The organism is Klebsiella grimontii (genome assembly GCF_042137965.1).
GTDB classification, from domain to species: Bacteria; Pseudomonadota; Gammaproteobacteria; order Enterobacterales; family Enterobacteriaceae; genus Klebsiella; species Klebsiella grimontii.
The window spans coordinates 3,184,131-3,207,926 of sequence record NZ_CP169721.1 but is presented as its reverse complement, the minus strand read 5'-3'; the positions used below and the strand labels follow the sequence as shown (position 1 = coordinate 3,207,926).

24 protein-coding genes are annotated in these 23,796 nt (G+C 59.4%); 12 read left to right on the top strand and 12 right to left on the bottom strand.

Features of this window, described 5'->3' with window-relative positions:
• Window positions 1-164 precede the first annotated feature (164 nt).
• The 9 genes from fabI to ACE3MN_RS15085 all read right to left on the bottom strand — a co-directional run bounded on the left by fabI (window position 165) and on the right by ACE3MN_RS15085 (window position 10,134).
• A complete protein-coding gene (fabI, locus tag ACE3MN_RS15125) occupies window positions 165-953 on the bottom strand; it encodes an enoyl-ACP reductase FabI (RefSeq protein WP_004139494.1) in 789 nt (262 codons plus the stop codon).
• Window positions 954-1,163: 210 nt separating this feature from the next.
• Window positions 1,164-1,706 carry a HutD family protein gene (locus tag ACE3MN_RS15120; RefSeq protein ID WP_102650162.1) on the bottom strand — a complete coding sequence of 181 codons (543 nt, stop codon included), beginning with the start codon at window positions 1,704-1,706 and terminating at the stop codon, window positions 1,164-1,166.
• Window positions 1,707-1,724: 18 nt separating this feature from the next.
• Window positions 1,725-2,534 (bottom strand): putrescine export ABC transporter ATP-binding protein SapF, encoded by an 810-nt coding sequence (gene sapF, locus ACE3MN_RS15115; RefSeq protein WP_004139492.1) that lies wholly within the window; start codon window positions 2,532-2,534, stop codon window positions 1,725-1,727.
• A gap of 1 nt (window position 2,535) precedes the next feature.
• Window positions 2,536-3,528, bottom strand: a complete 993-nt coding sequence (gene sapD / locus ACE3MN_RS15110; RefSeq protein WP_004121219.1) for a putrescine export ABC transporter ATP-binding protein SapD — start codon at window positions 3,526-3,528, stop codon at window positions 2,536-2,538.
• Window positions 3,528-4,418 (bottom strand): putrescine export ABC transporter permease SapC, encoded by an 891-nt coding sequence (sapC, locus tag ACE3MN_RS15105; protein ID WP_004139490.1) that lies wholly within the window; start codon window positions 4,416-4,418, stop codon window positions 3,528-3,530. The genes sapD and sapC overlap by 1 nt, the downstream gene beginning before the upstream one ends.
• Window positions 4,405-5,370, bottom strand: coding sequence for a putrescine export ABC transporter permease SapB (sapB, locus tag ACE3MN_RS15100; protein WP_004121215.1), 966 nt, complete (start codon window positions 5,368-5,370; stop codon window positions 4,405-4,407). Before sapB ends, sapC begins: the two co-directional genes overlap by 14 nt.
• Entirely contained in the window at window positions 5,367-7,010 is a 1,644-nt protein-coding gene (sapA, locus tag ACE3MN_RS15095; RefSeq protein ID WP_004139307.1) for an ABC transporter substrate-binding protein SapA, read from the bottom strand. Before sapA ends, sapB begins: the two co-directional genes overlap by 4 nt.
• A gap of 363 nt (window positions 7,011-7,373) precedes the next feature.
• On the bottom strand, window positions 7,374-7,658 hold the full coding sequence (locus ACE3MN_RS15090; RefSeq protein WP_004139305.1) for a hypothetical protein: 285 nt from the start codon (window positions 7,656-7,658) through the stop codon (window positions 7,374-7,376).
• A gap of 169 nt (window positions 7,659-7,827) precedes the next feature.
• Window positions 7,828-10,134 carry a helix-turn-helix domain-containing protein gene (locus ACE3MN_RS15085; RefSeq protein WP_102650163.1) on the bottom strand — a complete coding sequence of 769 codons (2,307 nt, stop codon included), beginning with the start codon at window positions 10,132-10,134 and terminating at the stop codon, window positions 7,828-7,830.
• Between the two features lie 169 nt (window positions 10,135-10,303).
• Between ACE3MN_RS15085 and ACE3MN_RS15080 the strand changes: the two genes are divergently transcribed.
• Together ACE3MN_RS15080 and ACE3MN_RS15075 are read left to right on the top strand one after the other, a co-directional pair.
• Complete coding sequence (locus ACE3MN_RS15080) at window positions 10,304-11,473, top strand: M20 aminoacylase family protein (protein ID WP_024360675.1); 1,170 nt, start codon at window positions 10,304-10,306, stop codon at window positions 11,471-11,473.
• Between the two features lie 25 nt (window positions 11,474-11,498).
• Complete coding sequence (locus tag ACE3MN_RS15075; protein ID WP_024360674.1) at window positions 11,499-12,890, top strand: MFS transporter; 1,392 nt, start codon at window positions 11,499-11,501, stop codon at window positions 12,888-12,890.
• On the opposite strand, the gene pspF is transcribed toward ACE3MN_RS15075, so the two are convergent.
• Entirely contained in the window at window positions 12,881-13,870 is a 990-nt protein-coding gene (gene pspF, locus ACE3MN_RS15070) for a phage shock protein operon transcriptional activator (RefSeq protein WP_024360673.1), read from the bottom strand. The genes ACE3MN_RS15075 and pspF overlap by 10 nt on opposite strands.
• Window positions 13,871-14,022: 152 nt before the next feature.
• Here pspF and pspA point away from each other — a divergent pair, with 152 nt between their 5' ends.
• The 9 genes from pspA to ACE3MN_RS15025 all read left to right on the top strand — a co-directional run bounded on the left by pspA (window position 14,023) and on the right by ACE3MN_RS15025 (window position 21,438).
• Complete coding sequence (pspA, locus tag ACE3MN_RS15065; RefSeq protein WP_004121203.1) at window positions 14,023-14,691, top strand: phage shock protein PspA; 669 nt, start codon at window positions 14,023-14,025, stop codon at window positions 14,689-14,691.
• A gap of 51 nt (window positions 14,692-14,742) precedes the next feature.
• Window positions 14,743-14,967 (top strand): envelope stress response membrane protein PspB, encoded by a 225-nt coding sequence (gene pspB, locus ACE3MN_RS15060; protein WP_004101459.1) that lies wholly within the window; start codon window positions 14,743-14,745, stop codon window positions 14,965-14,967.
• A complete protein-coding gene (gene pspC, locus ACE3MN_RS15055; protein WP_024360672.1) occupies window positions 14,967-15,326 on the top strand; it encodes an envelope stress response membrane protein PspC in 360 nt (119 codons plus the stop codon). Before pspB ends, pspC begins: the two co-directional genes overlap by 1 nt.
• Window positions 15,327-15,345: 19 nt before the next feature.
• Entirely contained in the window at window positions 15,346-15,576 is a 231-nt protein-coding gene (pspD, locus tag ACE3MN_RS15050; RefSeq protein ID WP_004101464.1) for a phage shock protein PspD, read from the top strand.
• A gap of 33 nt (window positions 15,577-15,609) precedes the next feature.
• Window positions 15,610-15,924 carry a thiosulfate sulfurtransferase PspE gene (gene pspE / locus ACE3MN_RS15045; RefSeq protein ID WP_024360671.1) on the top strand — a complete coding sequence of 105 codons (315 nt, stop codon included), beginning with the start codon at window positions 15,610-15,612 and terminating at the stop codon, window positions 15,922-15,924.
• Between the two features lie 100 nt (window positions 15,925-16,024).
• On the top strand, window positions 16,025-17,422 hold the full coding sequence (locus tag ACE3MN_RS15040) for a YcjX family protein (RefSeq protein WP_024360670.1): 1,398 nt from the start codon (window positions 16,025-16,027) through the stop codon (window positions 17,420-17,422).
• Entirely contained in the window at window positions 17,419-18,480 is a 1,062-nt protein-coding gene (locus tag ACE3MN_RS15035) for a YcjF family protein (RefSeq protein WP_024360669.1), read from the top strand. Before ACE3MN_RS15040 ends, ACE3MN_RS15035 begins: the two co-directional genes overlap by 4 nt.
• A 244-nt stretch (window positions 18,481-18,724) precedes the next feature.
• Window positions 18,725-20,266 carry a transcriptional regulator TyrR gene (gene tyrR / locus ACE3MN_RS15030; protein WP_004121199.1) on the top strand — a complete coding sequence of 514 codons (1,542 nt, stop codon included), beginning with the start codon at window positions 18,725-18,727 and terminating at the stop codon, window positions 20,264-20,266.
• Window positions 20,267-20,382: 116 nt separating this feature from the next.
• Window positions 20,383-21,438 (top strand): AbrB family transcriptional regulator, encoded by a 1,056-nt coding sequence (locus tag ACE3MN_RS15025; RefSeq protein WP_180971304.1) that lies wholly within the window; start codon window positions 20,383-20,385, stop codon window positions 21,436-21,438.
• A gap of 44 nt (window positions 21,439-21,482) precedes the next feature.
• On the opposite strand, the gene tpx is transcribed toward ACE3MN_RS15025, so the two are convergent.
• A complete protein-coding gene (gene tpx / locus ACE3MN_RS15020) occupies window positions 21,483-21,989 on the bottom strand; it encodes a thiol peroxidase (RefSeq protein WP_375364087.1) in 507 nt (168 codons plus the stop codon).
• 101 nt (window positions 21,990-22,090) lie between these two features.
• Between tpx and ycjG the strand changes: the two genes are divergently transcribed.
• A complete protein-coding gene (gene ycjG, locus ACE3MN_RS15015; RefSeq protein WP_004139282.1) occupies window positions 22,091-23,056 on the top strand; it encodes an L-Ala-D/L-Glu epimerase in 966 nt (321 codons plus the stop codon).
• On the opposite strand, the gene mpaA is transcribed toward ycjG, so the two are convergent.
• Complete coding sequence (gene mpaA / locus ACE3MN_RS15010) at window positions 23,047-23,760, bottom strand: murein tripeptide amidase MpaA (protein ID WP_004139281.1); 714 nt, start codon at window positions 23,758-23,760, stop codon at window positions 23,047-23,049. The two genes, ycjG and mpaA, sit on opposite strands and share 10 nt — an antisense overlap.
• Between the last annotated feature and the right edge of the window lie 36 nt (window positions 23,761-23,796).

The window sequence follows — 23,796 nt, the reverse complement described above, 5'->3', positions numbered from 1 at the left end:
ATGTTGCAAACCGCCGTTTCGCGGTCATGCTATGCGGAACTATCCTGGCTTAACCCTGGAGCGGGAGAAAATATTGATACGTGCTAACAAATAGCGGATTGGAATAACAGCAGGAAAGCGCGGGGGAAAGAACCCTCCTCACGGATGCGAGGAGGGTGAAGAACTTATTTCAGTTCCAGCTCGTTCATCGCGGCGATGCTGAAGCCGCCGTCAACGTGAACGACTTCGCCGGAGATGCCGGCAGACAGGTCGGAGCACAGGAAGGCTGCGCTGTTGCCGACGTCTTCAGTGGTGACGGTGCGACGGATCGGGGTGACCGCTTCGCAGTGCGCCAGCATCTTACGGAAATCTTTAATACCGGATGCCGCCAGGGTACGGATCGGACCGGCGGAGATAGCGTTGACGCGAACGCCTTCCGGGCCCATGGCGTTCGCCATGTAGCGCACGTTAGCTTCAAGAGAGGCTTTCGCCAGGCCCATCACGTTGTAGTTCGGGATGGCGCGCTCTGCGCCCAGGTAGGAGAGCGTCAGCAGGGCGGAGCCCGGGTTCAGCATCCCGCGGCAGGCTTTCGCCATCGCCACAAAGCTGTAGGCGCTGATATCGTGAGCGATTTTGAAACCTTCACGGGTCACCGCGTTAACGTAGTCGCCGTCCAACTGGTCTGCCGGCGCAAAGCCGATGGAGTGAACGAAACCGTCGAACTTCGGCCATACTTTTGCCAGTTCGGTGAACAGAGACTCGATGCTCTCATCTTCCGCGACATCGCACGGCAGGACGATATTAGAGCCCAGCGCGGCGGCAAATTCTTCCACACGACCTTTCAGTTTGTCGTTCTGATAGGTGAACGCCAGTTCAGCCCCTTCACGGTGCATGGCTTGCGCGATGCCGTAGGCGATGGACAGTTTGCTGGCAAGGCCAGTCAACAGAATGCGCTTACCGGAAAGAAAACCCATAGCTTTTAATCCTTATCGTTATTGCGTATTTTTACTTTAACAATCATTAAGTTAGCGTTGTCATTTCAAAATAACTCAAATTTAGCCGGGAATTATATCCCACTGACGACCCCTTGTGTCACGATATTTTTCTGCCATTCGCCACGTCATATCGCGCTTTGGCTACCGTGTATACAAGAGTATACCATCTGAAATTGCGGCGACGCGGCGCTAGCGGCGAACGATTTCCGCCAGTAAAAGTCGGGCGTCCGCAGACTGCGGTAACAGCTCGCCTGGCGATTCGTCCTGCCACCAGATCCCGAAGCCGGCCTGATAAACCGCGTCAGCCAGCCGCCAGCTACCCTGGAGAATCCATGCGATGCCCTCCGCGGCGGGCCGCTGTCCTTCCGCGATGACGTTCACGCGCGCCGCGGCGCGCGTGCGCTGGGTCATAATATTGAAGTCCAGACCGCGTCCGCTGATGCCTTCGCTGGCAATAGGCCACTCGCCGGCAAACGCCCACGGTTGCCAGAGCTCAAGGCGCTGGGCGATATCATCGCCCCGTAGCCACAGCGGCTGTCCCTCAAGCAGGGTGATGACCCGGTCAACGTCGGGAAAAGGGGAGAACGGACCGTCGTTTTCCAGCGTGGCGATACTGGCGCGCCAGAGAAACGGCGCGTCCGGCGAGGCAATGCTGACGATTTCGCGCGTTTCCCCGCGGCCATTTTTCCACGGTGTCACGGGCAGGGTAGAAAATTGAACCGGAACAATCATCGAAGTTTACGCCTCAGATTATTTGCCGTCTTTACGCCAGGCATCGGCAGTGAGCGCCTCGCCGAAATGGCCGGCAATCAGGCGTTTCGTCAGGTCGTGCAGCGGAGAGGCCAGTACGTCCGCTGTACTGCCGCGTTCGACCACTTCCCCTTGATGCATCACCAGCACCTGATCGCTGATGTGCTTCATCATGCCCAGATGCTGAGTCACGTAAATATAGGAGATACCTTGTTTTTCCTGCAGCTCCAGCATCAGGTTAATCAGCTGCGAGCGCATTGACATATCCAGCGACGCCAGCGCTTCATCGCAGACGATGACCTTCGGGCGCAGGATCAGCGCGCGCGCCAGGCCCAGACGTTGTTTCTGTCCCGGCGCCAGCATATGCGGGTAGTAGCTGACGTGGTCCGGCAGCAGGCCGACCATGCGCAACGTTTCGATAATCTGCTTCTGCCGCGCTTCGGGTTCGAGGTCGGTATTCAGGCGCAGCGGAAAATCGAGGATTTGCGAAATGCGCTGCCGGGGATTGAGCGAGGTCGACGGATCCTGAAAGATCATGCGAATCTTCTGGCTGCGAAAAGAGTAATCGCCAAACGCCAGCGGGCGATCGTCAATCAGCAGTTCGCCGGTGCTGGGTTCGACCATTCCGGCGAGCATTTTCGCCAGCGTTGACTTGCCGGAACCGTTCTCGCCGATAATCGCCAGGGTCTGGCGCTCGCGCAGGGTAAAGCTTAGTGGCTTGACCGCTTCCACCGTTTGCCGATGAAACCAGCCGGTGCGGTAGCGAAAGGTCTTACTCAGATTGCGCACTTCAAGCAATGTTTCGACCATTTCACTCTTTCTCCATGTTCAGCGGAAAATGACAGGCATAGAGGTGGTTACGTGCGCCTACCAGCCGGGGCGTTTCGATACATTCGCGCTGGGCATAAGGGCAGCGCGGCCCGAGCCGGCAGCCGATGGGCAGTTGTTCGAGCAGTGGGATCGCCCCCGGCAGGGTATTGAGCCGGCTCTTGTGCGGCATGGCGCTACCGAAATCGGGAATCGCCCGAATCAGCGCCTGGGTGTAGGGGTGATGAGGAATTGTCACCAGCTCTTCGCTCGGTGCGGTTTCCACCGTCTGCCCGCAGTACATCACGTTGATTTTGTCCGCCCATTTACTGAGCATCTGCATATCGTGACTGATCAGCAAAATGGTGGTGTTGTTGTTTTGGTTTAACCGCGTTAGCAGGCGGATAATTTGCGCCTGCGTTGTGGGCTCCATGGCGTTGGTCGGCTCGTCGGCGATCAGCAGCCGCGGCTGGTTAGCCAGCGCGATGGCGATCATGACCTTCTGGCACTCTCCGTCCGTCAGCTCATAGGGGAAGCTGCGCATCGCATCTTTATGGTCTTTAATCCCCACGCGGTGCAGAAGCTCGATGGCGCGCCGCTTGCGCCAGCCCAGGCGCTGCCACCAGCGTCCTTTAAAGGTCCAGCCGGGGATATTCTGCGTCAGCTGCTGGCCTATACGTTCGGAAGGGTCTAGACAGGATTGCGGCTCCTGAAAAATCATCGAGACGTTGTGGCCCACCAGCTTACGCCGCTCGCGCACCGACAGACGCAGCAGATCGATATCATCGAAGCGCATGCGGTCGGCGGTCACCCGCCAGTTGTCCTTGGTGACGCCGCAAATCGCTTTAGCTATAAGGCTTTTACCCGAGCCGGACTCCCCGACGAGGCCGCGTATTTCCCCCTCGGCGAGAGTCAGGCTGACGCGATCGACGGCTTTTACCCAGCCTTCGCTGGTCTTGAACTCAATGGTTAAATTTCGGATGTCGAGTAACGGCATTATTCCACCCCGGCGATGATGGCGCGGCGGATCCCGTCGCCCAGCAGATTAACCAGCAGAACGCTTATCATGATTGCCGCGCCCGGCAGCATCACCGTCCACGGCGCCACGTAAATCAGCTCCAGCGCGTCGCCGAGCATCGCTCCCCATTCGGGAGAAGGAAGCTGCGCGCCGAGGTCGAGGAAGCCCAGCGCGGCGATATCGAGGATCGCCATCGACAGCGCGCGGGTGATCTCAGTGACCAGGCCAGAGGTAATGTTCGGCAGCACCGCGAACCATAAAATATTTAGCGTCGAGGCTCCGTCAAGGCGGGCGGCGATAACGTACTCTTTTTCCAGTTCGTCATGCACCATGCTGTAAACCGAACGCACCATCCGCGGCAGAAGCGCCAGCCAGACGGCGAACATCGCGTGGCTGAGGTGCGGCCCGGCGAAGGCGACCACGATAATGGCCAGCAGCAGGGACGGGATCGACAGCAGCGTGTCAAGAATATGGTTCATCACCGCCGACCGCAGGCCGTGAGTGGACCCGGCAATCACGCCGAGCACCAGCCCCAGCAGGGCGGCGCCGAGCGTTACCACAAATGCGCCGCCGACCGTTGGCGCCGCGCCGCTCAGCAGGCGGCTCAGGACATCGCGACCGAGATCGTCAGTACCGAGAAAGAACGACACTTCGCCGTACCGCGACCATGACGGCGGCAGCAGCTGATAGCCGAGGAACTGCTGGTCGATGCCGTAAGGGGCGAACCAGCCGCCGAAAACGCACAGTAGCGCCAGCGCCGCGCAGCCGTACAGGCCGATCATCGCGGTCGTATCGCCGTAGAATTTTCGCCATACGGTGCGCAGCGCGCCAGGCGGGCGCTTCTCCAGATAGACGCTATCGTAGGGCATACCATTCCTTATGTTTCAGTGGGTTTGCCATCGCACCCAAAATATCGGATATCACGTTCACAATAATCACCAGCGCGCCGATGACCATCACGCCCGCCGAGATCGCGGCGTAGTCCTGTTGACGAATGGCGTTGATGAGCCAGCGGCCGAGCCCCGGCCAGCTAAAGACCATTTCGGTAATCATCGCCAGCGTTAGCATGGTGGAGAACTGCAGCCCCAGGCGTGGGATCACCGGCGGTAGGGCGTTGTGCAGGACGTGGCGGTGTAAAATTGTCCGCCGCGATACGCCGCGGGTGGCGGCGGCTTTGACATAGTTGGTGTCGTACACTTCGCTGGTGCTGATGCGCATCAGACGGATCACTTCCGTCGTCGGTGCCACCGCCAGGGTCAGTACCGGCAGCACCATGTGCCGCGCCGCGCTGACGATCATTTCATGACGCCACGGCGAATCAGAGAGCCATGCGTCGATCAGCGCAAAGCCGGTGACCGATTTCACTTCATAGAGCAGGTCGAAGCGCCCGGAAACCGGAAACCAGCCCAAGGTGAGGGAGAAGAACAGGGTCAGCAGCAGCGCTAGCCAGAAGACGGGAATCGAAAAGCCCAGCAGCGCCAAGGCGCTGATCAGGGTATCTGGCCACTTATTGCGCATGATCCCCGCCAGCATACCGACGGGGATCCCGATCACCAGCGCAAAACCGAAGGCGAGGATACAGAGCTCCATGGTAGCGGGAAAGACCTCTTTAAGCTGTTCGGAAATCAGCTGTCCGTTGATGCTGGAAACGCCGAAATCCCAGTGCAGCACCCCCTCAAACCAGAAGAGCCAGGCGTTCCACAGGGAGGCGCCCTGTAGCGGCGCGTGGGGCGTAAAGTAGCTCAGGCTAAAACCGACAAAGGTCAGCAGGAAGAGGGTAATCAGCAGCAGCAGCAGGCGACGCAGGGTAAAAATAATCATGGTTTTTTCACCTCGTCTTCTTTTTCCCGCGAGACGCCTGCAAAAGAGGCGTTGCCAAACGGGCTCAGCACCAGGCCTTTCATATCGTAACGATAGGCCTGTAAACGCAGGGAGGAGGCCAGCGGCAGCACCGGTAGTTCATCGGCAAGTATGCGCTGCGCCTCTTTATAGGCTTCGATGCGCGAGGCCAGCTGCTGCGAAGTGAGCGCCTTTTGCAGCACCTCGTCGAATTCGCGATGACACCAGTGAGCATAGTTGGTTTGCGAGGCAATCGCCGCGCAGCTCAAGAGCGGACGGAAAAAACTGTCCGGATCGTTACTGTCCGTTGCCCAGCCGGAGAGCGTCAGGTCGTGGTTCATATCCATTAATCTGGCCTCCTGAAAACGGCCTTCGACCGGCATAATAATCACCTTCACGCCAATTTGCGCCATATCCGCCTGGATAAGCTCGGCGGTTTTTAGCGGACTGGGGTTCCAGGCCTGCGAGCTGGTGGGCACCCACAGCTTAAGCGTGAGCTTTTCCAGCCCCAGGGCTTTCAGCCGGGCGCGGGCTTCGGTGGGATTATATTCGGTGATCCTGGCTTCGTTATCGTAGGCCCATGAAGCGCGAGGCAGCATGGACGCCGCGGTTTCCGCCGTGCCGTAGTAGATCGACTGCATCAGGCGCTGGTTGTTGATGGCCAGCGCCAGCGCGTGGCGTACCTCCGGGTTATCGAGCGGCGGCTTAGCGGTGTTAAACGCCAGCCAGGCGATATTCATTCCCGGACGCAGGGTCAGGCGCAGGCGCGGGTCATCGCGCAGAATAGAGAGCTGGCTTGCGGCGGGCCAGGCCAGCACGTCGCACTCGCCGGTCAGCAGTTTCGACAAGCGACCGGTGCCGCCGGAGCCGAGATCGACCACCACCTGCGGCATCAGCGGTTTACCGCGCCAGTAGGCCGGATGGCGCTGCAGGCGGATGTACTGACCGCTGCGGTACTCCGCCAGCTGGAACGGACCGGTGCCGACCGGTTGCCGATCGATCATTTCCTGACGATCGCTCTGCGCCAGCTTCGCGGCATACTCTGCCGACATCACCGAGGCGTAGTGGGTGGCCAGGTGCCAGAGGAACGAGGCGTCCGGGCGTTTGAGGCGAAACTCGACGCTATGACTATCCAGCTTCCGCACGCTTTCCACGCTGTCGGCAAACTGTAAGCTATCGAAATAGGGGAAGCTGCTGCCGTTAACGTTGTGCCACGGGTGGTCGCGATTAAAAATGCGGCCAAAGGTGAAAATCACGTCATCGGCATTAAAATTGCGGGTCGGTTTGAACCAGGCGGTGGTCTGGAAAGGCACGTTGTTGCGCAGATGGAAGCGGTAGGTTGCGCCGTTGTCCAGCACCTCCCAGCTTTCAGCCAGTTCGGGGACCAGACGATAGGTATAAGGATCGACATCAAGCAGGCGGTCGTAGAGCTGGGCGGCCAGGGTATCGACGATCAGGCCGCTGCTGACTTTTTGTGGGTTAAAGGTGTTGACCTGACCGCTGACGCAATACACAAAGCCGCTATCGCGAATGTCGGCGTGCGCAGGCAGCGCGGGCGCGGCAAAAGCTTGCCCGCACAGCATAGATACCGCTGCCAGGAGAGAAGACAATTTCAGGCGCATAGTTTCTTTTTGATTATAGAGCAAGGCTCTATCTTATTAATATTAAATAACATTTACCACCACCTTATTGCTTATGGAGATAATATAAGCGATGGTTGCGTCGGTTATTTGACCAACGGATTCAAGTTCATACCGCTTATTAACTTCGAGTATACCTCGTAAATCACCCGACGTTTGGCATCAGGCAAGCAAGGGGTTGAGCGACGCGTATTTTCGATTCATCTGCTGCACGGCTTGAGAATGCTATGGGTATTGAGCATGGCGCTTATTTGCGCCGCAGCCCCGATTTTCGCCACATGGTATCTTTTTATTTGCGGTTTCTCCAGCGAGCCGTATCCGCACGGCTCGCTGGATGTTGAGGCGTTAGAGGGGAAGGAGGCGGTTATAGCGGGCGATATAATCTTTGGGATTTATTTCCAGCTTTCCACCATCGTGATGGATGGCGACATAGGTACGCAGGACCAGGCCGCTGTTCTGCGGCGTAATTGTCCAGCCCTGTTGACGATATGAATCTTCGGTTGAGCGGATAAGCAGGTCCGAAAAGATCATCATGACCGAAAGCGCCGGCGCGCGGTGGCTTTTCATGGTATGGACCAGGCTGACGTGCGCCGCATAGCGGCCAAGCGTAGAAGGATTAACCGGAATCATCTTTATTTTCAGTCCATTGAGTCATGATGCGCCGATGATAGTTCACATGAAGATATCTTGATAGTTACAATTTTTTAACTACATGGGAACCGGCTCCCGCGCAGTCAAACGCCATTTTCCACGGCACAGGTCGCTTGCGGGAAGAAATCTCAATGTGACGCTGTCACTTTTAGTCCGTGAGCGGCGTGAATTCATAAAGCGCCAGCGCGTTGCTCTCCAGCGTGTCGACAAGCTGCCAGCGGTCGCTATCCGGCGTCTCTTCGCTGACGCGCAGCGCCGGGCGCGCCCGGTGCATCAGCCAGCGATAGTCCTCCTCGTCCGGCCCGCTTTGGCTGCGAAAGGCCTCGAATAGCGGGAAGAGCGCGCCATGGTGCTGATCGAACAGATGCTGTTTGATTCGCCAGCGCCCCTCAAGGCCGAGGAGCCGCACGCTCCAGGGCTGACTGAAGCGCTGGGTAAACGCCTCCTCGCTGGAGAGCCAGGGGTTGAACACCACCGTGTTGCGCAGCAGCAGCTGATAATGGCCGTGATGGCGCAACAGCAGCAAGTTCTTGTCGTTGATCAACACCTCGCCCCGCAGTCTGCGCCATAGCCACAATACCCAGTAGACCGGTCGCGGCAGACCGTGGAGATAGTGCAGTGCCAGACTGGAGGTATCCAGCTTGCCGTTAGCCCGGGCTTCTCCCTGCAATCCGGAATTCAGCCAGAACCCTGCCAGCCAAACCCGATCCGCCAGTCCCAGCAAATTATCCATCAGCAGCGCGCCGCGAAAGAAACGGCCGTTGGTATCGCGGGTATCACCGGTGAGGGTATTCCACGAGAGCAGCCAAAGCGGCAGCAGGAGATGCCGCTGACGTAGGGCGCTATGGAGCTTGCGTAATTTGTGTACCGGATAGTTTTCGCTGGCGGCCAGCTTCTGGCTGTCAATCTGCGCCAGATCCAGCAGTTCGTTGGCATCGGCCTGGCAGGCAAGAAAATCCGCCTCGGCCAGCAGCGGTGAGTGCAGAAGGGGATCGTCCTCTACCTGTTGGGGAAAACGGTGCCAGATCCCCAGCGCCGACTGCGGCGATAGCCTCTGCAGGATCGCTTTTTGTTGCCGCCAGGCGTGCTGGCGCGCCTCGTCGCTGGCCTGGGGGGACCAGTGCCAGACGAAGCGCCAGCTGGCCAGGGTTGTCGGCGGAAAATGGTTGGCGGAGAGCCGCAGAAAGCGTTGCAGCAGATCGCCGCGGGTGGTGAGCCCGGTATGCAGTATGACCGCCCAGCCCATTGTCGCCAGCCAGCTAAATATGCGCTGCAGATTATACCAGCAGGCGTAGCCGGCCATTTGCGGATCGTCCCAGCCGGTGCTGAACAGACGGCTGCTGAGAAACGGATCGTGAATATCGATGGCGAATATCGGCAGCGCGCCGTGCAGCTGTTCCAGCTCGCGGCGGACATCCTCGCGCAGCAGATCGTCCAGTTCACGAACGGTCACGATCATGCGGGTGTGACGCAGCGGCGTGGCGCGCGCCGGCAGTTCGCGCACATCAAGATGGCGGGTTTGCTGGGGATTGAGCCGCAGCGGCGGGCTGTCCAGGCCGTTGGTTTGCGGCGCATTGAGCCGGGCGTACAGCCGATCGATTGACACCGGCTGCCATCGCTCGGTCTGCTGTAGGTGCGGGCGGGGAGATTCGACCGGCTTCTGCGGGTGCTGCTGGCGGAACTGGCGCGGCGTCAGGCCGTGCTCGCGTTTAAACAGGTCGCTCATCACCCGGCTGCTGGCGAAGCCATGCTGCTGGGCGATCTGCTGCACCGACCTGCGCGTGGCCGTCAGCTGCTCGGCGGCCTTGCGCAGGCGCAGCCCGGTAATGTACTGCATAAAGCTGACGCCTACCTCTTTGCGGAACAGACGCGACAGCCAGGCCTCGGAAACAAACTCCGCGGCGGCAATCTCCTGCAGCGACAGGCGCCGTTGATAGTTGGCGTCGATTCGCGCCACCACTCGGTTAATTCGCTGACTCCAGCGTTCGGCGCCGCGAGGCGCCTGGGCGGTCAGAGGACGGCTGAAGCGTGACGCCAGCAGAAGGGCGATTTCGCTAAGCCAGCGGTTGGCCTCCAGCCGATAGTGGGCCTGCGGATTGACCAGGCCGAGGACCAGCAGCTGGCGCATCAGATAACGTAGCGTGTCCTCGGCATCGCGCGTTTCGCTGCTGATCTGGTAGTCGGCCGCAAAAAAATCGCCATCAAGGCGCGTTAGCCACCCGGCGCTGAGCGACAGCGTCATCACTACATTCGCCGTCTTGCTGCTCAGGCGCCAGCGGTGGCTGCGGTTGACTATCGCCAGCTCATCCTGCTGAAGGTATCGACCCGTCTCTTCATTGTGGAGCTCGGCGCTGCCCTCCAGCAGCCATATCAACGTCAGCGCATCGGTTTCCTCTTCGCGACACTGACGGATATCACGAACCGCTACCTGAAAGTCGCCTGAATGATGGTCCACCGTCGCCTCCTGGAGACAAAAAACAGCACGTCATTTTTTGTCATAACCGTTTTGTATGAAAAACACTCATTAATAATCCGTCACTATAAAACAAAAAAGCGCATTTTAAAGCCGTCAGGGATGCATAAACTCGAAAGTGTCGTGCAAACACAACACAGGAATAATAAAAATGACACACCCGATTATTGAGGCATTACAGGTTAACGAGGCGCAGTTTGTCGCGCTTCGCCGCCGTTTCCATCAGCAGCCGGAAATCGGTTTTGAAGAGCATAAAACCAGCGAAGAGGTTGCCCGCCTGCTCGGCGAATGGGGCTATCAGGTTCACCGCGGTCTGGCGGGCACCGGCGTGGTCGCTACCTTAAGCGCGGGCGACGGCAAAAAACGCCTGGGGCTAAGGGCGGATATGGACGCGCTGCCGATGCAGGAGATGAGCGGCAAGGCGTGGGCCAGCCGGGTCGATGGACGTTTTCACGGCTGCGGCCACGACGGCCATACCACCACGCTATTGTACGCCGCGGAATATCTGGCGCGTACCCGACAGTTTAACGGCACGCTACAGCTTATTTTTCAGCCCGCCGAAGAGCTGCTCTACGGCGGTCGGGTCATGCTCGAAGACGGCCTGTTTGACCAGTTTCCCTGCGATGCCATTTTTGGCCTGCATAATATGCCGGGGCAGCCGTTAGGTAGAGTTGGCCTGCGCGATGGAGCGATGATGGCCTCCTCGGACACTCTCCATATTGAAGTCAAAGGGGTGGGCGGCCACGGCGCAGTGCCGGAGCATACCGTCGACGCCACGCTGGTGGCCTGTCATATCACTCTGGCGCTGCAATCGATTGTTTCCCGCAACATCACGCCGTTTGAACCGGCGGTGGTGACCGTGGGCAGCATTCAGGCCGGGCACGCGCCGAACATTATCAACGACAAGGTGTTAATGAAGCTCACGGTTCGCACCTTGAACGAACAGGTTCGCGAGACCGTCCTGCAGCGCATCCACGATATCGCCGTCGCTCAGGCCGAGAGCTTTAACGCCAGCGCCGCCTTAACCCACGTAAACGGTAGCCCGGTTTTAAGGAACGATCCGGTAGCCAATGAGATGGTACGCACGGTGGCGACCGCGCTGTTTGGCGAGGCGCAGGTCGGCGAGGTGAAACCGTTTATGGGCAGCGAAGACTTTGCTTTTATGCTTGAGCGCAATCCGAACGGCTGCTATTTCACCCTCGGGGCCGGGGACGAAGCGGATCGTTGCATGGTGCATAACCCCGGATACGACTTCAACGATGCGCTGTTGCTGAAAGGCGCCGCGCTGTGGTGCGCCCTGACGGAACACTACTTGCGTTAATGTCCGCAACGAAGAGGACCCTGCTATGAGTTCTGTATCGCTAAGCGAAGCGCAGTTCGTCGGCACCGATCGTCTGCTGGCGGGTATTGTATTGAGCGTTCTGACCTTTTGGCTGTTTGCCCAGTCGGTGATTAACGTGGTTCCGGCGATGAAAAGCAGCCTCGATATTTCGCTGGAAACCCTGACCCTGGCGGTGAGCCTGAGCGCCTTATTCAGTGGCTGCTTCGTGGTCGCCAGCGGCGGTCTGGCGGATAAATTCGGCCGCATGCGTATGACCTCGCTCGGCCTGATCCTCAGCATTGTCGGCAGCGCGATGCTGGTGCTGTCGCAGGGGCCCGCGCTGTTCCTGGCCGGGCGCGTTTTACAGGGGCTGTCGGCCGCCTGCATCATGCCGGCGACGCTGGCGTTAATTAAAACCTGGTACGAGGGCAAAGCGCGCCAGCGGGCGGTCAGCTTCTGGGTCATCGGCTCCTGGGGCGGCAGCGGGCTGTGCTCGTTTGTCGGCGGGGCGATTGCTACCGGACTGGGCTGGCGCTGGATCTTTGTTTTCTCCATCGCGGTAGCGCTGGCGGCGCTGTTGTTGCTGCGCGGTACGCCGGAAAGCCGTAGCGCCAGCGCGCAGCAGCATAAGCTGGACATCAGCGGCCTGATTAGCCTGATCCTTGCGCTGGTGCTGTTAAATCTGTTTATCAGCAAAGGCCACAGCTGGGGCTGGACAAGCGCAACCTCGCTGGCGATGCTGGCCGGCGCGCTGGCCTCGGGGCTGTTTTTTATCCGCAGCGGCCAGCGTAAGGGCGACGCGGCGCTGATTGATTTCGCGCTGTTTCGCAACCGGGCCTACAGCGCGGCGGTGCTGTCAAACTTTATGCTCAACGGCGCCATCGGTACCATGATGATTGCCAGTATCTGGCTCCAGCAGGGACATCATCTGAGCCCGCTGGAGAGCGGCATGATGACGCTTGGTTACCTGGTCACCGTGCTGGCGATGATCCGCGTCGGCGAGAAGCTATTGCAACGCTACGGCGCGCGTCTGCCGATGATGATCGGCCCGGTCTTTACCGCCGTTGGCATTCTGCTTATCTCCTGTACCTTTCTCGATAAATCGACCTATATCGTCACGGTCTTTTTCAGCAACGTGCTGTTTGGCTTTGGGCTGGGCTGCTACGCCACCCCGTCAACGGATACCGCGGTGGTCAACGCTCCTGAGAATAAGGTCGGCGTGGCCTCGGGCATCTATAAGATGGGGAGTTCGCTCGGCGGGGCGATGGGGATAGCGGTGACAGCGTCACTTTTTGCGCTGTTCTTACCGTTGGGGATGGCCAGCGCGGCGCAGTACGCGCTGTGGTTTAACGCCGCGCTCTGTCTTGGGTCAATGGCGCTGAGCGCGCTGCTGCTTCCGCGTACAGGTCAAAGCTGATGCTTTTTCAGCAGCGCCCGCAGCTGGTGGTAGGTGAGGCCCAGTAGTTCGGCCGCCTGCTTTTGATTGTACTTCGCCTGTTCGAGGCTTCTCTCGAGCAGGCTTTTTTCTTGCTCCTGCTGGAAAGCGCGTAAATCGAGCGGCAGCGTGGGGCCAGGCGTCTTCTCCACTTCGACGGGCGTCGCCGTGTGCTGCTGGCGGAAGGGGTTAATAATAATATTATCCAGCTCGCGTTCGCTGCTGCCGTGGCGGTAGACCGAACGTTCAACCACGTTTTTTAATTCACGGATATTTCCCGGCCAGCGGTAGTTTTGCAGCGTCTCGGCGGCGCGTTCGCTAAAGCCGGGAAACAGTGGTAATCCGAGCTCGCGGCACATCTGGATGGCAAACTGGGTGGCGAGCAGCATGATATCGCTCTGGCGCTCGCGCAGCGGCGGCAGCTGCACCACATCAAAGGCCAGACGGTCGAGAAGGTCGGCGCGAAAAAGCCCGTCTTCCACCATTTGCGGCAGGTCGGCGTTGGTCGCGCACACCAGGCGGACGTTAACCTGCAGCGGCTGGCTGCCGCCGACGCGCTCGAGTTCGCCATACTCAATCACGCGCAACAGCTTTTCCTGTACCAGCATCGGTGCGGTGGCCAGCTCATCGAGAAACAGGGTACCGCCGTCGGCGCGCTCGAAGCGCCCCGGGTGACGTTTACTGGCCCCCGTAAAGGCGCCGGCCTCATGCCCGAACAGCTCCGAATCGAGCAGGTTTTCATTGAGCGCCGCGCAGTTGAGCGAGATAAATGGCCCCTGCCAGCGGGAAGAGAGGAAGTGCAGACGGCTGGCGATCAGCTCCTTGCCGGTTCCGCGCTCGCCAATCACCAGCACCGGTTTATCGAGCGGCGCCAGTCTTGAGACCTGCTCAAGCACCTCAAGAAAGCTATTGGCCTCGCCGAGCAGGTTGTCCTTGTAATCCGCCATGATGAATTTCGCCATTTAGTAGTGTGATTCACCAGGTCACTTTAGCAATGCGCTGGCCAGATAACAACCACTTCCATTAAAATCAATAAGATAAAAACTTGGCACGACAATTGTATTAGTCATGGCACAGGCCGGTGCCTGACACCAGAACTATGAGGATTGAAATTATGGGTATTTTTTCTCGTTTTGCCGACATCGTGAACGCCAACATCAACTCCCTGCTGGAGAAAGCGGAAGATCCGCAGAAGCTGGTTCGACTGATGATTCAGGAGATGGAAGACACGCTGGTTGAAGTGCGTTCGACCTCCGCGCGAGCGTTGGCTGAAAAGAAACAGCTGAGCCGTCGTATTGAACAGGCCGTTGCCCAGCAGGCGGAATGGCAGGAAAAAGCCGAACTGGCGCTGCGCAAAGAGAAAGAGGATCTGGCCCGTGCGGCGCTGATTGAAAAGCAAAAGCTGACCGACCTTATCGGCAGCCTGGAAAACGAAGCGCAGCTAGTTGATGAAACGCTGGCGCGGATGAAAAAAGAGATTGGCGAGCTGGAAAACAAACTCAGCGAAACCCGCGCCCGCCAGCAGGCGCTGATGCTGCGTCATCAGGCCGCAAGCTCCTCCCGCGACGTTCGTCGTCAGCTGGACAGCGGCAAGATTGACGAGGCGATGGCGCGTTTTGAATCATTTGAACGTCGTATCGACCATATGGAAGCAGAAGCGGAAAGCCACCGCTTCGGCAAAGATAAGTCGTTGGATCAGCAGTTCGCCGATCTGAAAGCGGACGATGAAATCAGCGAGCAGCTGGCGGCGTTAAAAGCCAAAATGAATCAAAATAATCAGTAATCGTATTCGGGCGGCACCAAGACGTGCCGCCGCCATCTGCAAGGAGTTCATATGAGCATGCTTTTTCTCGCCATCCCTTTGACGTTGTTTGTGCTGTTTGTGTTGCCGGTCTGGCTCTGGCTGCACTACAACAACCGTACCGCCAGCGGCAGCCTATCGCAGAATGAACAGCAGCGCCTGCTGCAGCTGACCGATGACGCGAAGCGCATGCGCGAGCGTATTCAGGCGCTGGAGGCGATTCTTGACGCTGAGCACCCGAACTGGAGAGAGAAATAATGGGCGGACTGGATCTGAGTAAAAAACTGTGGCGCATTCCGCAGCAGGGCATGGTGAAAGGGGTTTGCGCCGGTATCGCGCAGTATCTGGACGTGCCGGTAAAGCTGGTGCGCCTGATTACCGTACTGGCAATGATTTTTGGCCTGTTCCTGTTTGTGGTGGTGGCCTACATCATTCTCTCGTTTGCGCTGGATCCGATGCCGGAAAGCGAGCTGTATGGTGAAAAAACGCCGAGCTGCGGAGAGCTGTTGGCCGCCGCGGATAAAGAACTGGCAGCGGGGGAGCGTCGTCTGCGCGAAATGGAGCGCTACGTCACCTCTGATACCTTTTCGCTGCGCAGTCGTTTCCGCCAGCTATAACTGAAAGTTGAGGTTAATGATGAACATGAAATGGCAGCAGGCCGGACAAAAAGTCAAACCGGGTCTGAAAATCGCAGGCAAACTGGTGCTGCTCACCGCGCTGCGCTACGGCCCGGCGGGCGTCGCTGGCTGGGCGGTAAAATCCGTCGCGCGTCGGCCGCTGAAAATGCTGCTGATGCTTGTTCTGGAACCCATGCTCAGCCGGGCGGCGCAGCGGTTTTCTAAACGTCGCGGATGGCGTATGTTATGAGTGCCTAAACACTCACACTATCAGGATGATAACATGCGAAAACTCCTTCTGGGTTTAGCGCTGGCGATGGCCTTACCCGCCTTCGCGGCAGAGCACTGGATCGATGTCCGCGTCCCGCAGCAGTATCAAAAAGAGCACGTCGTCGGGGCGGTGAATATCCCGCTGGCGGATTTAAAAACGCGGATTGCGGCGGAAGTACCGGATAAAAACGACACCATTCACGTTTATTGCAACGTTGGCCGGCAATCGGGCCAGGCTCAGCAGCTGCTGAGCAAAATGGGCTACACGCAGGTGGTTAACGCCGGCGGCCTCAGTGAGATAGCCAGGCCGAAAAGCGCCAGCAAATAATCGTTGGCCCCGTCGCTGCGGGGCTAATGCAATCTATTGATAATTATCTCTTTAGCCCTCATGTCTATTTCCCTCGTTCTTCAGGCTCAACAGGATGGCGATGAAGCGACTCAAAACAGAATTTAACGCGCTGATCAACCGTGGGGTTGATCGGCATCTTCGTCTGGCCGTCACCGGCCTTAGCCGCAGCGGCAAGACCGCCTTTATCACCGCGCTGGTCAATCAACTGCTGAATATTCACGCCGGCGCGCGGCTACCGCTGCTTAGCGCGGCCAGAGAAGAGCGCCTGCTGGGCGTCAAGCGCGTACCGCAGCGGGATTTTGGTATTCCGCGCTTCACCTATGATGAAGGGCTGGCCCAGCTCTACGGTCAGCCGCCGGTCTGGCCGACGCCCACCCGCGGCGTCAGCGAAATCCGCCTTGCTCTGCGCTATCGCTCTAACGATTCGCTGCTGCGCCATTTTAAAGAGACCTCAACTCTGTATCTGGAGATTGTCGATTATCCCGGCGAGTGGCTGCTGGATCTGCCGATGCTGGCCCAGGACTATCTGACCTGGTCACGGCAGATGACCGGACTACTGCAGGGGCAGAGGGCGGAGTGGTCGGCGCGCTGGCGACAGCTATGCGAAGGTCTGGATCCGCTGGCGCCCGCCGATGAAACCCGTCTGGCGGAGATCGCCGCGGCGTGGACCGACTATCTGCACACCTGTAAGCGCGAAGGGATGCACTTTATTCAGCCAGGGCGCTTTGTGCTGCCCGGTGAAATGGCCGGCGCCCCGGCGCTGCAGTTCTTTCCCTGGCCGGATGTGGATGCCGCCGGCGAGGCTAAGCTGGCGCAGGCGGACAAACAGACCAATGCCGGAATGCTGCGCGAGCGTTTTAAATACTACTGCGAGAAAGTGGTAAAGGGCTTCTATAAAGATCATTTCCTGCGCTTCGATCGGCAAATCGTGCTGGTGGACTGCCTGCAGCCGTTGAACAGCGGGCCGCAGGCGTTTAACGATATGCGCCTGGCGCTGACGCAGCTGATGCAAAGTTTTCACTATGGCCAGCGCACGCTGTTTCGTCGCCTGTTCTCACCGGTTATCGATAAGCTGCTGTTCGCCGCGACTAAAGCCGATCACGTGACCGTCGATCAGCACAGCAATATGGTGTCGCTGCTGCAGCAACTGATACAGGACGCCTGGCAGAACGCGGCGTTTGAAGGCATCAGTATGGATTGCCTGGGGCTGGCGTCGATTCAGGCGACGCAGAGCGGGCTTATTGAGGTGAACGGCGAAAAGATCCCTGCGCTGCGAGGCCACAGGCTGAGCGACGGCCAGCCGCTGACCGTCTACCCCGGCGAGGTGCCCGCCCGTCTGCCGGGCCAGGCCTTCTGGGAACAGCAGGGCTTTCAGTTTGAAAACTTCCGCCCTCAGGTGATGGACGTTGATAAACCGCTGCCGCATATTCGCCTCGACGCGGCGCTGGAATTTTTGATCGGAGATAAATTGCGATGACCGAACCCTTAAAACCGCGTATCGATTTCGACGGCCCGCTGGAGGAGGAAAAGGCGCAAACTCTCAAGTCCGCGCGCGCGTTTGACGGCGCCGACGCGGCGAAATTCGCTCCCGCGCGGCTTGACGTTCTGCAAGAAGAAGAGGGGGCGGCGGAAGCGGTAGTGGAGTCAGCGCTGCGGCCTAAGCGCAGCCTGTGGCGAAAAATGGTTAGCGCCGGGCTGGCTATCTTTGGCGTCAGCGTGGTGGCGCAGGGCGTGCAGTGGACGATGACCGCCTGGCAAACGCAGGACTGGATCGCCCTCGGCGGCTGCGCTGCCGGCGCCTTGATCGTCGGCGCGGGCGTCGGTTCGGTGGCCACCGAGTGGCGCCGGCTGTGGCGGCTACGCCAGCGTGCCCACGAGCGCGATGAGGCGCGGGATCTGATGCACAGCCATGCGGTCGGCAAAGGGCGCGCCTTTTGCGAGAAGCTGGCCCTGCAGGCGGGGCTCGATCAATCCCACCCGGCCCTGCAGCGCTGGTATGCGGCAATCCACGAAACGCAGAACGATCGTGAAGTGGTGAGCCTGTACGCGCAGATCGTACAGCCAGTACTGGATGCGCAGGCGCGGCGTGAAATCAGCCGTTCGGCGGCGGAGTCGACGCTGATGATCGCCGTCAGTCCGCTGGCGCTGGTGGATATGGCGTTTATCGCCTGGCGCAATTTACGGCTGATCAACCGCATCGCCACCCTCTACGGTATTGAGCTGGGCTACTACAGCCGCCTGCGCCTGTTCCGTCTGGTGCTGCTGAATATCGCTTTTGCCGGCGCCAGCGAGCTGGTGCGGGAAGTCGGGATGGACTGGATGTCGCAGGATCTGGCGGCCAGGCTATCGGCGCGCGCGGCGCAGGGGATTGGCGCCGGGCTGCTGACCGCGCGGCTGGGTATTAAGGCGATGGAACTCTGCCGCCCGCTGCCGTGGATCGCCGACGATAAACCGCGGCTGGGGGATTTTCGTCGCGAGCTGATCGGTCAGCTAAAAGATACCCTGCAGAAGAGCAAAAACGCGCCGCAGAAATAGCGTTTTTGGGCATTCCCGGCTCGCGCTACGCTTAGCCGGGCTACGGCCGGTTGCCCTGATAAGTTGGTAGCCCGGCTAAGGCGTTCGCGCCGCAAGCCGGGAATTCTCCCTGTAGCGCATAACTTTACGGCAGAAAGGCCATTTTTCCGCCATACTGTCAATAATTGTTGACAGCTGGCTTCACGCCAGCACATAACTGTCCTATTATTCATCCGTCATTGGCCTCTTTAGGGTGAAAACTCCTATGCGTCTTGAAGTCTTTTGTGAAGACCGTCTTGGTCTGACTCGTGAATTACTCGATTTACTGGTGCTGCGCGGTATCGACCTGCGGGGTATCGACATTGACCCTATTGGCCGAATTTATCTCAATTTCGCCGAGCTGGAGTTCGCTAGCTTCAGCAGCCTGATGGCGGAAATTCGTCGTATCGCCGGCGTCACCGACGTGCGCACCGTGGCGTGGATGCCGTCAGAGCGGGAGCACCTGGCGCTCAGCGCGCTGCTGGTGGCGATGCCGGAACCGGTGCTGTCTCTGGATACCAAAGGAAAAGTCGAACTGGCTAACCCGGCCAGCTGCCAGCTGTTTGGCCAGAGTCAGGATAAGCTGCGCAGCCATCCGGTCGCGCAGCTGATTACCGATTTTAACGTCCAGCGCTGGCTGGAAAACGATCCTCAGGAGTCGCATGCGGAACACGTGGTGGTCAACGGGCAGAACTTTCTGCTGGAGATCACCCCGGTCTACCTGGAAGGCGAGCACGGCGAGAAGGTGCTAACCGGCGCGGTAGCGATGCTGCGTTCGACGGTCCGCATGGGGCGCCAGCTGCAAACCATGACCATTCAGGATACCAGCGCCTTTAGCCAGATCCTCGCCGTTGGTCCGAAAATGCGCCATGTCGTCGAGCAGGCCCGCAAGCTGGCCATGCTCAGCGCGCCGCTGCTAATCGTCGGGGATACCGGCACAGGGAAAGATTTGCTGGCCCACGCCTGCCACCTGGCGAGTCCGCGCGCAGGGAAACCTTATCTGGCGCTGAACTGCGGCTCCATCCCGGAAGACGCGGTGGAAAGCGAGCTGTTCGGCGACGCCATCCAGGGGAAAAAGGGCTTCTTCGAGCAAGCTAACGGCGGCTCGGTTTTGCTGGATGAAATTGGCGAAATGTCGCCGCGCATGCAGACCAAACTGCTGCGCTTCCTCAACGACGGCACCTTCCGCCGCGTCGGTGAAGATCATGAGGTCCACGTTGATGTGCGGGTGATCTGCGCGACCCAGAAAAACCTGGTGGAGCTGGTGCAAAAGGGGCTGTTCCGCGAAGATCTCTATTATCGCCTGAATGTGCTGACGCTGTATCTGCCGCCGCTGCGCGACTGCCCGCAGGACATCATGCCGCTGACCGAACTGTTCGTGGCGCGCTTTGCCGATGAGCAGGGCATTCCGCGGCCGAAACTCTCAGCCGATTTAAATAGCGTGCTGACGCGCTACAGCTGGCCGGGCAACGTGCGTCAGCTGAAAAACGCGATCTATCGCGCGCTGACTCAGCTGGACGGGTTTGAGCTGCGTCCTCAGGATATCCTGCTGCCGGATCATGACGTCTCGTCGCTGGCGGTTGGCGAAGAAGCGATGGAGGGGTCTCTGGATGATATTACCCGCCGTTTCGAACGCTCGGTGCTCACCCAGCTTTATCGCAGCTTCCCCAGCACGCGTAAACTGGCTAAGCGTCTTGGCGTCTCGCACACCGCGATCGCCAATAAGCTGCGCGAATATGGCCTGAGCCAGAAAAAAGGCGACGAGTAATGCTCACCAACCGTCTGCCCGGGCAGGCGGTTGGTATTTCCAGAAAAGGGCGGGGTCCAGGTGTAGAATGATTCTGTATATACTTCGTCTTTACCCTCTTTTTGGCAGGAATACGCATGCGGATCTGGCGTAGTGATTTTTTTCAATGGATGAAACTGCTGGTACTCTCCAGCGCGCTCTCTTTTGTATTGTTCTGGTTTCACCTTCCCGCCGCGCTGCTGCTGGGGCCGATGATTGCCGGAATCATCCTCAGCCTGCGCGGCGCGGAAATTCGCGTACCCCGTCCCTTTTTTATTGCCGCCCAGGCGATTATCGGCTGCATGATCGCCCGCAGCCTGACGCCATCCATTTTCGGCGTTCTGCTGGCGAACTGGGCGCTGGTGCTGTTGATTCTCTTTTCTACACTCGCTATCAGCGCGCTGGCGGGATGGCTGCTGGTGCGCTACAGCGACCTGCCCGGCGCCACCGGGGCGTGGGGGAGCTCGCCGGGCGGCGCCTCGGCGATGGTGATTATGGCCCAGGAGTACGGCGCCGATGTCCGGCTGGTGGCGCTGATGCAGTATCTGCGGGTGCTGTTTGTTGCGGGGGCGGCGGCGCTCGTCGTTCGCGTCGCGCTCGGCGGTGAAGCGCAGGAGATGACTCAGCAGGTCGCCTGGTTTCCTCCGGTAAGCTGGCAGCTACCGCTCACGCTGCTGCTGACGGCGGCAGCGGGGTGGTTAGGGCTACGGCTGCGCTTTCCATCCGGCGCGATGCTCTTTCCAATGCTGATCGGGGCGCTGGCGCAGGGGGAAGGTTGGCTGCAGCTTGAACTTCCCGAGTGGCTGCTGGCGCTGGCTTATGCCGCCGTTGGCTGGAGCGTTGGTCTAAAGTTTAATAAACAGATTTTCCTGCTGGCGCTCAAAACCCTGCCGCAGATCCTCGCATCGATTATTGGCCTGATCCTGCTGTGCGCGCTGATGGCTTTTGGGCTGACGCAGGTTTTGCCGCTGGACTTTATGACCGCCTACCTGGCGACCAGTCCGGGCGGGCTGGACACGGTGGCGATTATCGCCGCCGGTACGCGGGCGGATATGTCGTTTATTATGGCGATGCAGACGCTGCGCCTGTTCACCATCTTACTGACCGGGCCGGCGATTGCGCGCTTTATCTCCCGCTATGCGGCGCGGGAATAAAAAAGCCCCCGGTTAACGAGGGCTTACGTGGCCTGGCGGCGTTATTACGCTTTCAGCGCGGCCAGGGCGGCGTCGTAGTCCGGCTCTTCGGTGATTTCATTCACCAGTTGGCTGTAAACAACCTGGTCGTTTTCATCAATCACGACCACAGCGCGCGCCGCCAGGCCGGCCAGCGGGCCCGCGGAGATAGCGACGCCGTAGTCGGCCAGGAACTGCGCGCCGCGCAGGGTAGACAGAGTGACAACGTTGTTCAGACCTTCCGCGCCGCAGAAGCGAGACTGCGCGAACGGCAGGTCAGCGGAAATGCACAGCACCACGGTGTTGTTCAGTTCAGACGTCAGCTGGTTAAATTTACGTACCGATGCCGCGCAAACGCCGGTATCGATGCTTGGGAAAATGTTCAGCACTTTACGGGAGCCTGCGAACTGGCTCAGCGCGACGTCAGAGAGATCTTTGGCCACCAGCGTAAACGGCTGCGCTTTAGCGCCTGCCTGCGGAATGGTGCCTTGAACAGAAACGGGGTTGCCCTGGAAATGCACGGTTTGTGACATGGTTATCTTCCTGTTTACATATAGTTAACGTCGCGGCTAGTGTATGACATCCGTCATCGGCACGGCAAATCCTTTTAATACTTACCTGCGAGGTTCAGGGAATGCGAAATCTGCGAGTCTATGAAGAAGCCTGGCCGCTACATACCCCGTTTGTGATCGCCCGCGGCAGCCGCAGCGAGGCAAAAGTCGTGGTGGTGGAAATTGAAGAGAATGGCGTCAAGGGCACAGGTGAGTGTACGCCCTATCCTCGTTACGGGGAGAGTATTGCTTCGGTGATGGCGCAGATTATGGCGATTGGCGAACAGATTGAGCGCGGCGTCTCCCGTGAGGAGATCCAGCGCCTGCTGCCGCCAGGAGCCGCGCGTAATGCCGTGGACTGCGCGCTCTGGGACTGGCAGGCGCGCAGCGCGGGTAAGAGCATCGCGCAGCTTTTAGGCGTGGCCCTGCCGGTGCGGATGGTCACGGCGCAGACGGTGGTTATCGGCACGCCGGAGCAGATGGCGGCCAGCGCGGCGGCGCTGTGGGAGAAAGGGGCCACGTTGCTGAAAGTGAAGCTCGACGACCATCTGATCAGCGAGCGGTTGATTGCCATTCGCGAGGCGGTTCCGCAGGCCACGCTCATCGTGGATGCTAACGAAGCCTGGCGCGGCGATGGCCTGGCCGAGCGCTGCCAGCTGCTGGCGGATATCGGCGTGGCGATGCTGGAACAGCCGCTCCCGGCTGGGGCCGATGAGGCGCTGGAGAATTTTATCCACCCGCTGCCCATTTGCGCCGATGAGAGTTGCCATACTCGCGACAGCCTGGCGGCGCTGCGCGGCCGCTATGAGATGGTCAATATCAAGCTTGATAAGACTGGCGGCCTGACCGAAGCGCTGCTGTTGGCGCAGGAGGCGGAGCGCCTGGGATTTGCGCGGATGCTGGGCTGCATGCTGTGTACCTCAAGAGCCATCAGCGCGGCGCTGCCGCTGGCGCCGCTTGCCCGCTTCGCCGACCTCGATGGCCCGACCTGGCTGGCGGTGGACGTCGAGCCGGCGCTGCATTTCAGCACCGGCGTGCTTCATCTTTGAGAGCGCCAGTGCAGCAGGTCCGTCATGGCCGCCAGGTATTTATCCGTCGCTTCGTCGGCGGATATCGGCGGGAATTCGGCGGTAATGCAGGGCAGGCCGATATCCGCGCACCAGCTGCCAAAGGAGCCGGGCGTTTCATAGCCGACGCTGCCCACCAGCGGCAGGCTAAACGCATCGGCTAGCCACTGGCCCAGTTCGCTGTGGCCGGGATCTTCAATACAGGCCAGCGGATCGTGAAACGAGACCACCCACGCGGGGTGGATCTGGTGGATCAGCTGGCACAGCGCCTGGGTTTCCGGTTCTGAACCGGGTTTTTCGCCGGTGAGCAGGACTACATCGCGCTGCTCCGCCGCGCTGTTCCAGCGATAAACCGTTTCGCCTTCTTTCCAGTTCGCCGCCGGAAAATTCCGGTTCAGGTCGATGCCGCGCGCGTTGGCGCGCAGCCCCAACTGGCAGCCGTCCGGGTTGACCGCCAGCACCACGTGATGGCGGCGCAGCTCGGGTTTGAGCGTACGTAGCGCGCAGGAAAGCGTGACTATGGATGAACCTTCATCGCCGTGGGTTCCGGCAAGAATCAGGCCGCTGCGGCTATCGGCCAGCGGCGCCGGGAACCACAGCAGCGGCGCGCCAAGGTGAGACTGGCCGTAGCGTTGTGTTCCTGGCGGAAAATCACCGCGCTGGGGGCGAGGACGAGAAACGGGCATAGGGCATCCTGTTATCCGATTATTTTTCAGCAGTGT

Coding starts and splice junctions, on each gene's coding strand:
- tyrR (WP_004121199.1), top strand. CDS start 18,725: ATGCGTCTTGAAGTCTTTTGTGAAGACCGTCTTGGTCTGACTCGTGAA.
- ACE3MN_RS15025 (WP_180971304.1), top strand. CDS start 20,383: ATGCGGATCTGGCGTAGTGATTTTTTTCAATGGATGAAACTGCTGGTA.
- tpx (WP_375364087.1), bottom strand. CDS start 21,989: ATGTCACAAACCGTGCATTTCCAGGGCAACCCCGTTTCTGTTCAAGGC.
- ycjG (WP_004139282.1), top strand. CDS start 22,091: ATGCGAAATCTGCGAGTCTATGAAGAAGCCTGGCCGCTACATACCCCG.
- pspA (WP_004121203.1), top strand. CDS start 14,023: ATGGGTATTTTTTCTCGTTTTGCCGACATCGTGAACGCCAACATCAAC.
- ACE3MN_RS15120 (WP_102650162.1), bottom strand. CDS start 1,706: ATGATTGTTCCGGTTCAATTTTCTACCCTGCCCGTGACACCGTGGAAA.
- ACE3MN_RS15035 (WP_024360669.1), top strand. CDS start 17,419: ATGACCGAACCCTTAAAACCGCGTATCGATTTCGACGGCCCGCTGGAG.
- pspC (WP_024360672.1), top strand. CDS start 14,967: ATGGGCGGACTGGATCTGAGTAAAAAACTGTGGCGCATTCCGCAGCAG.
- sapF (WP_004139492.1), bottom strand. CDS start 2,534: ATGGTCGAAACATTGCTTGAAGTGCGCAATCTGAGTAAGACCTTTCGC.
- ACE3MN_RS15080 (WP_024360675.1), top strand. CDS start 10,304: ATGACACACCCGATTATTGAGGCATTACAGGTTAACGAGGCGCAGTTT.
- mpaA (WP_004139281.1), bottom strand. CDS start 23,760: ATGCCCGTTTCTCGTCCTCGCCCCCAGCGCGGTGATTTTCCGCCAGGA.
- pspF (WP_024360673.1), bottom strand. CDS start 13,870: ATGGCGAAATTCATCATGGCGGATTACAAGGACAACCTGCTCGGCGAG.
- fabI (WP_004139494.1), bottom strand. CDS start 953: ATGGGTTTTCTTTCCGGTAAGCGCATTCTGTTGACTGGCCTTGCCAGC.
- ACE3MN_RS15040 (WP_024360670.1), top strand. CDS start 16,025: ATGAAGCGACTCAAAACAGAATTTAACGCGCTGATCAACCGTGGGGTT.
- sapB (WP_004121215.1), bottom strand. CDS start 5,370: ATGATTATTTTTACCCTGCGTCGCCTGCTGCTGCTGCTGATTACCCTC.
- pspD (WP_004101464.1), top strand. CDS start 15,346: ATGAACATGAAATGGCAGCAGGCCGGACAAAAAGTCAAACCGGGTCTG.
- sapC (WP_004139490.1), bottom strand. CDS start 4,418: ATGCCCTACGATAGCGTCTATCTGGAGAAGCGCCCGCCTGGCGCGCTG.
- ACE3MN_RS15090 (WP_004139305.1), bottom strand. CDS start 7,658: ATGATTCCGGTTAATCCTTCTACGCTTGGCCGCTATGCGGCGCACGTC.
- sapD (WP_004121219.1), bottom strand. CDS start 3,528: ATGCCGTTACTCGACATCCGAAATTTAACCATTGAGTTCAAGACCAGC.
- pspB (WP_004101459.1), top strand. CDS start 14,743: ATGAGCATGCTTTTTCTCGCCATCCCTTTGACGTTGTTTGTGCTGTTT.
- pspE (WP_024360671.1), top strand. CDS start 15,610: ATGCGAAAACTCCTTCTGGGTTTAGCGCTGGCGATGGCCTTACCCGCC.
- ACE3MN_RS15075 (WP_024360674.1), top strand. CDS start 11,499: ATGAGTTCTGTATCGCTAAGCGAAGCGCAGTTCGTCGGCACCGATCGT.
- sapA (WP_004139307.1), bottom strand. CDS start 7,010: ATGCGCCTGAAATTGTCTTCTCTCCTGGCAGCGGTATCTATGCTGTGC.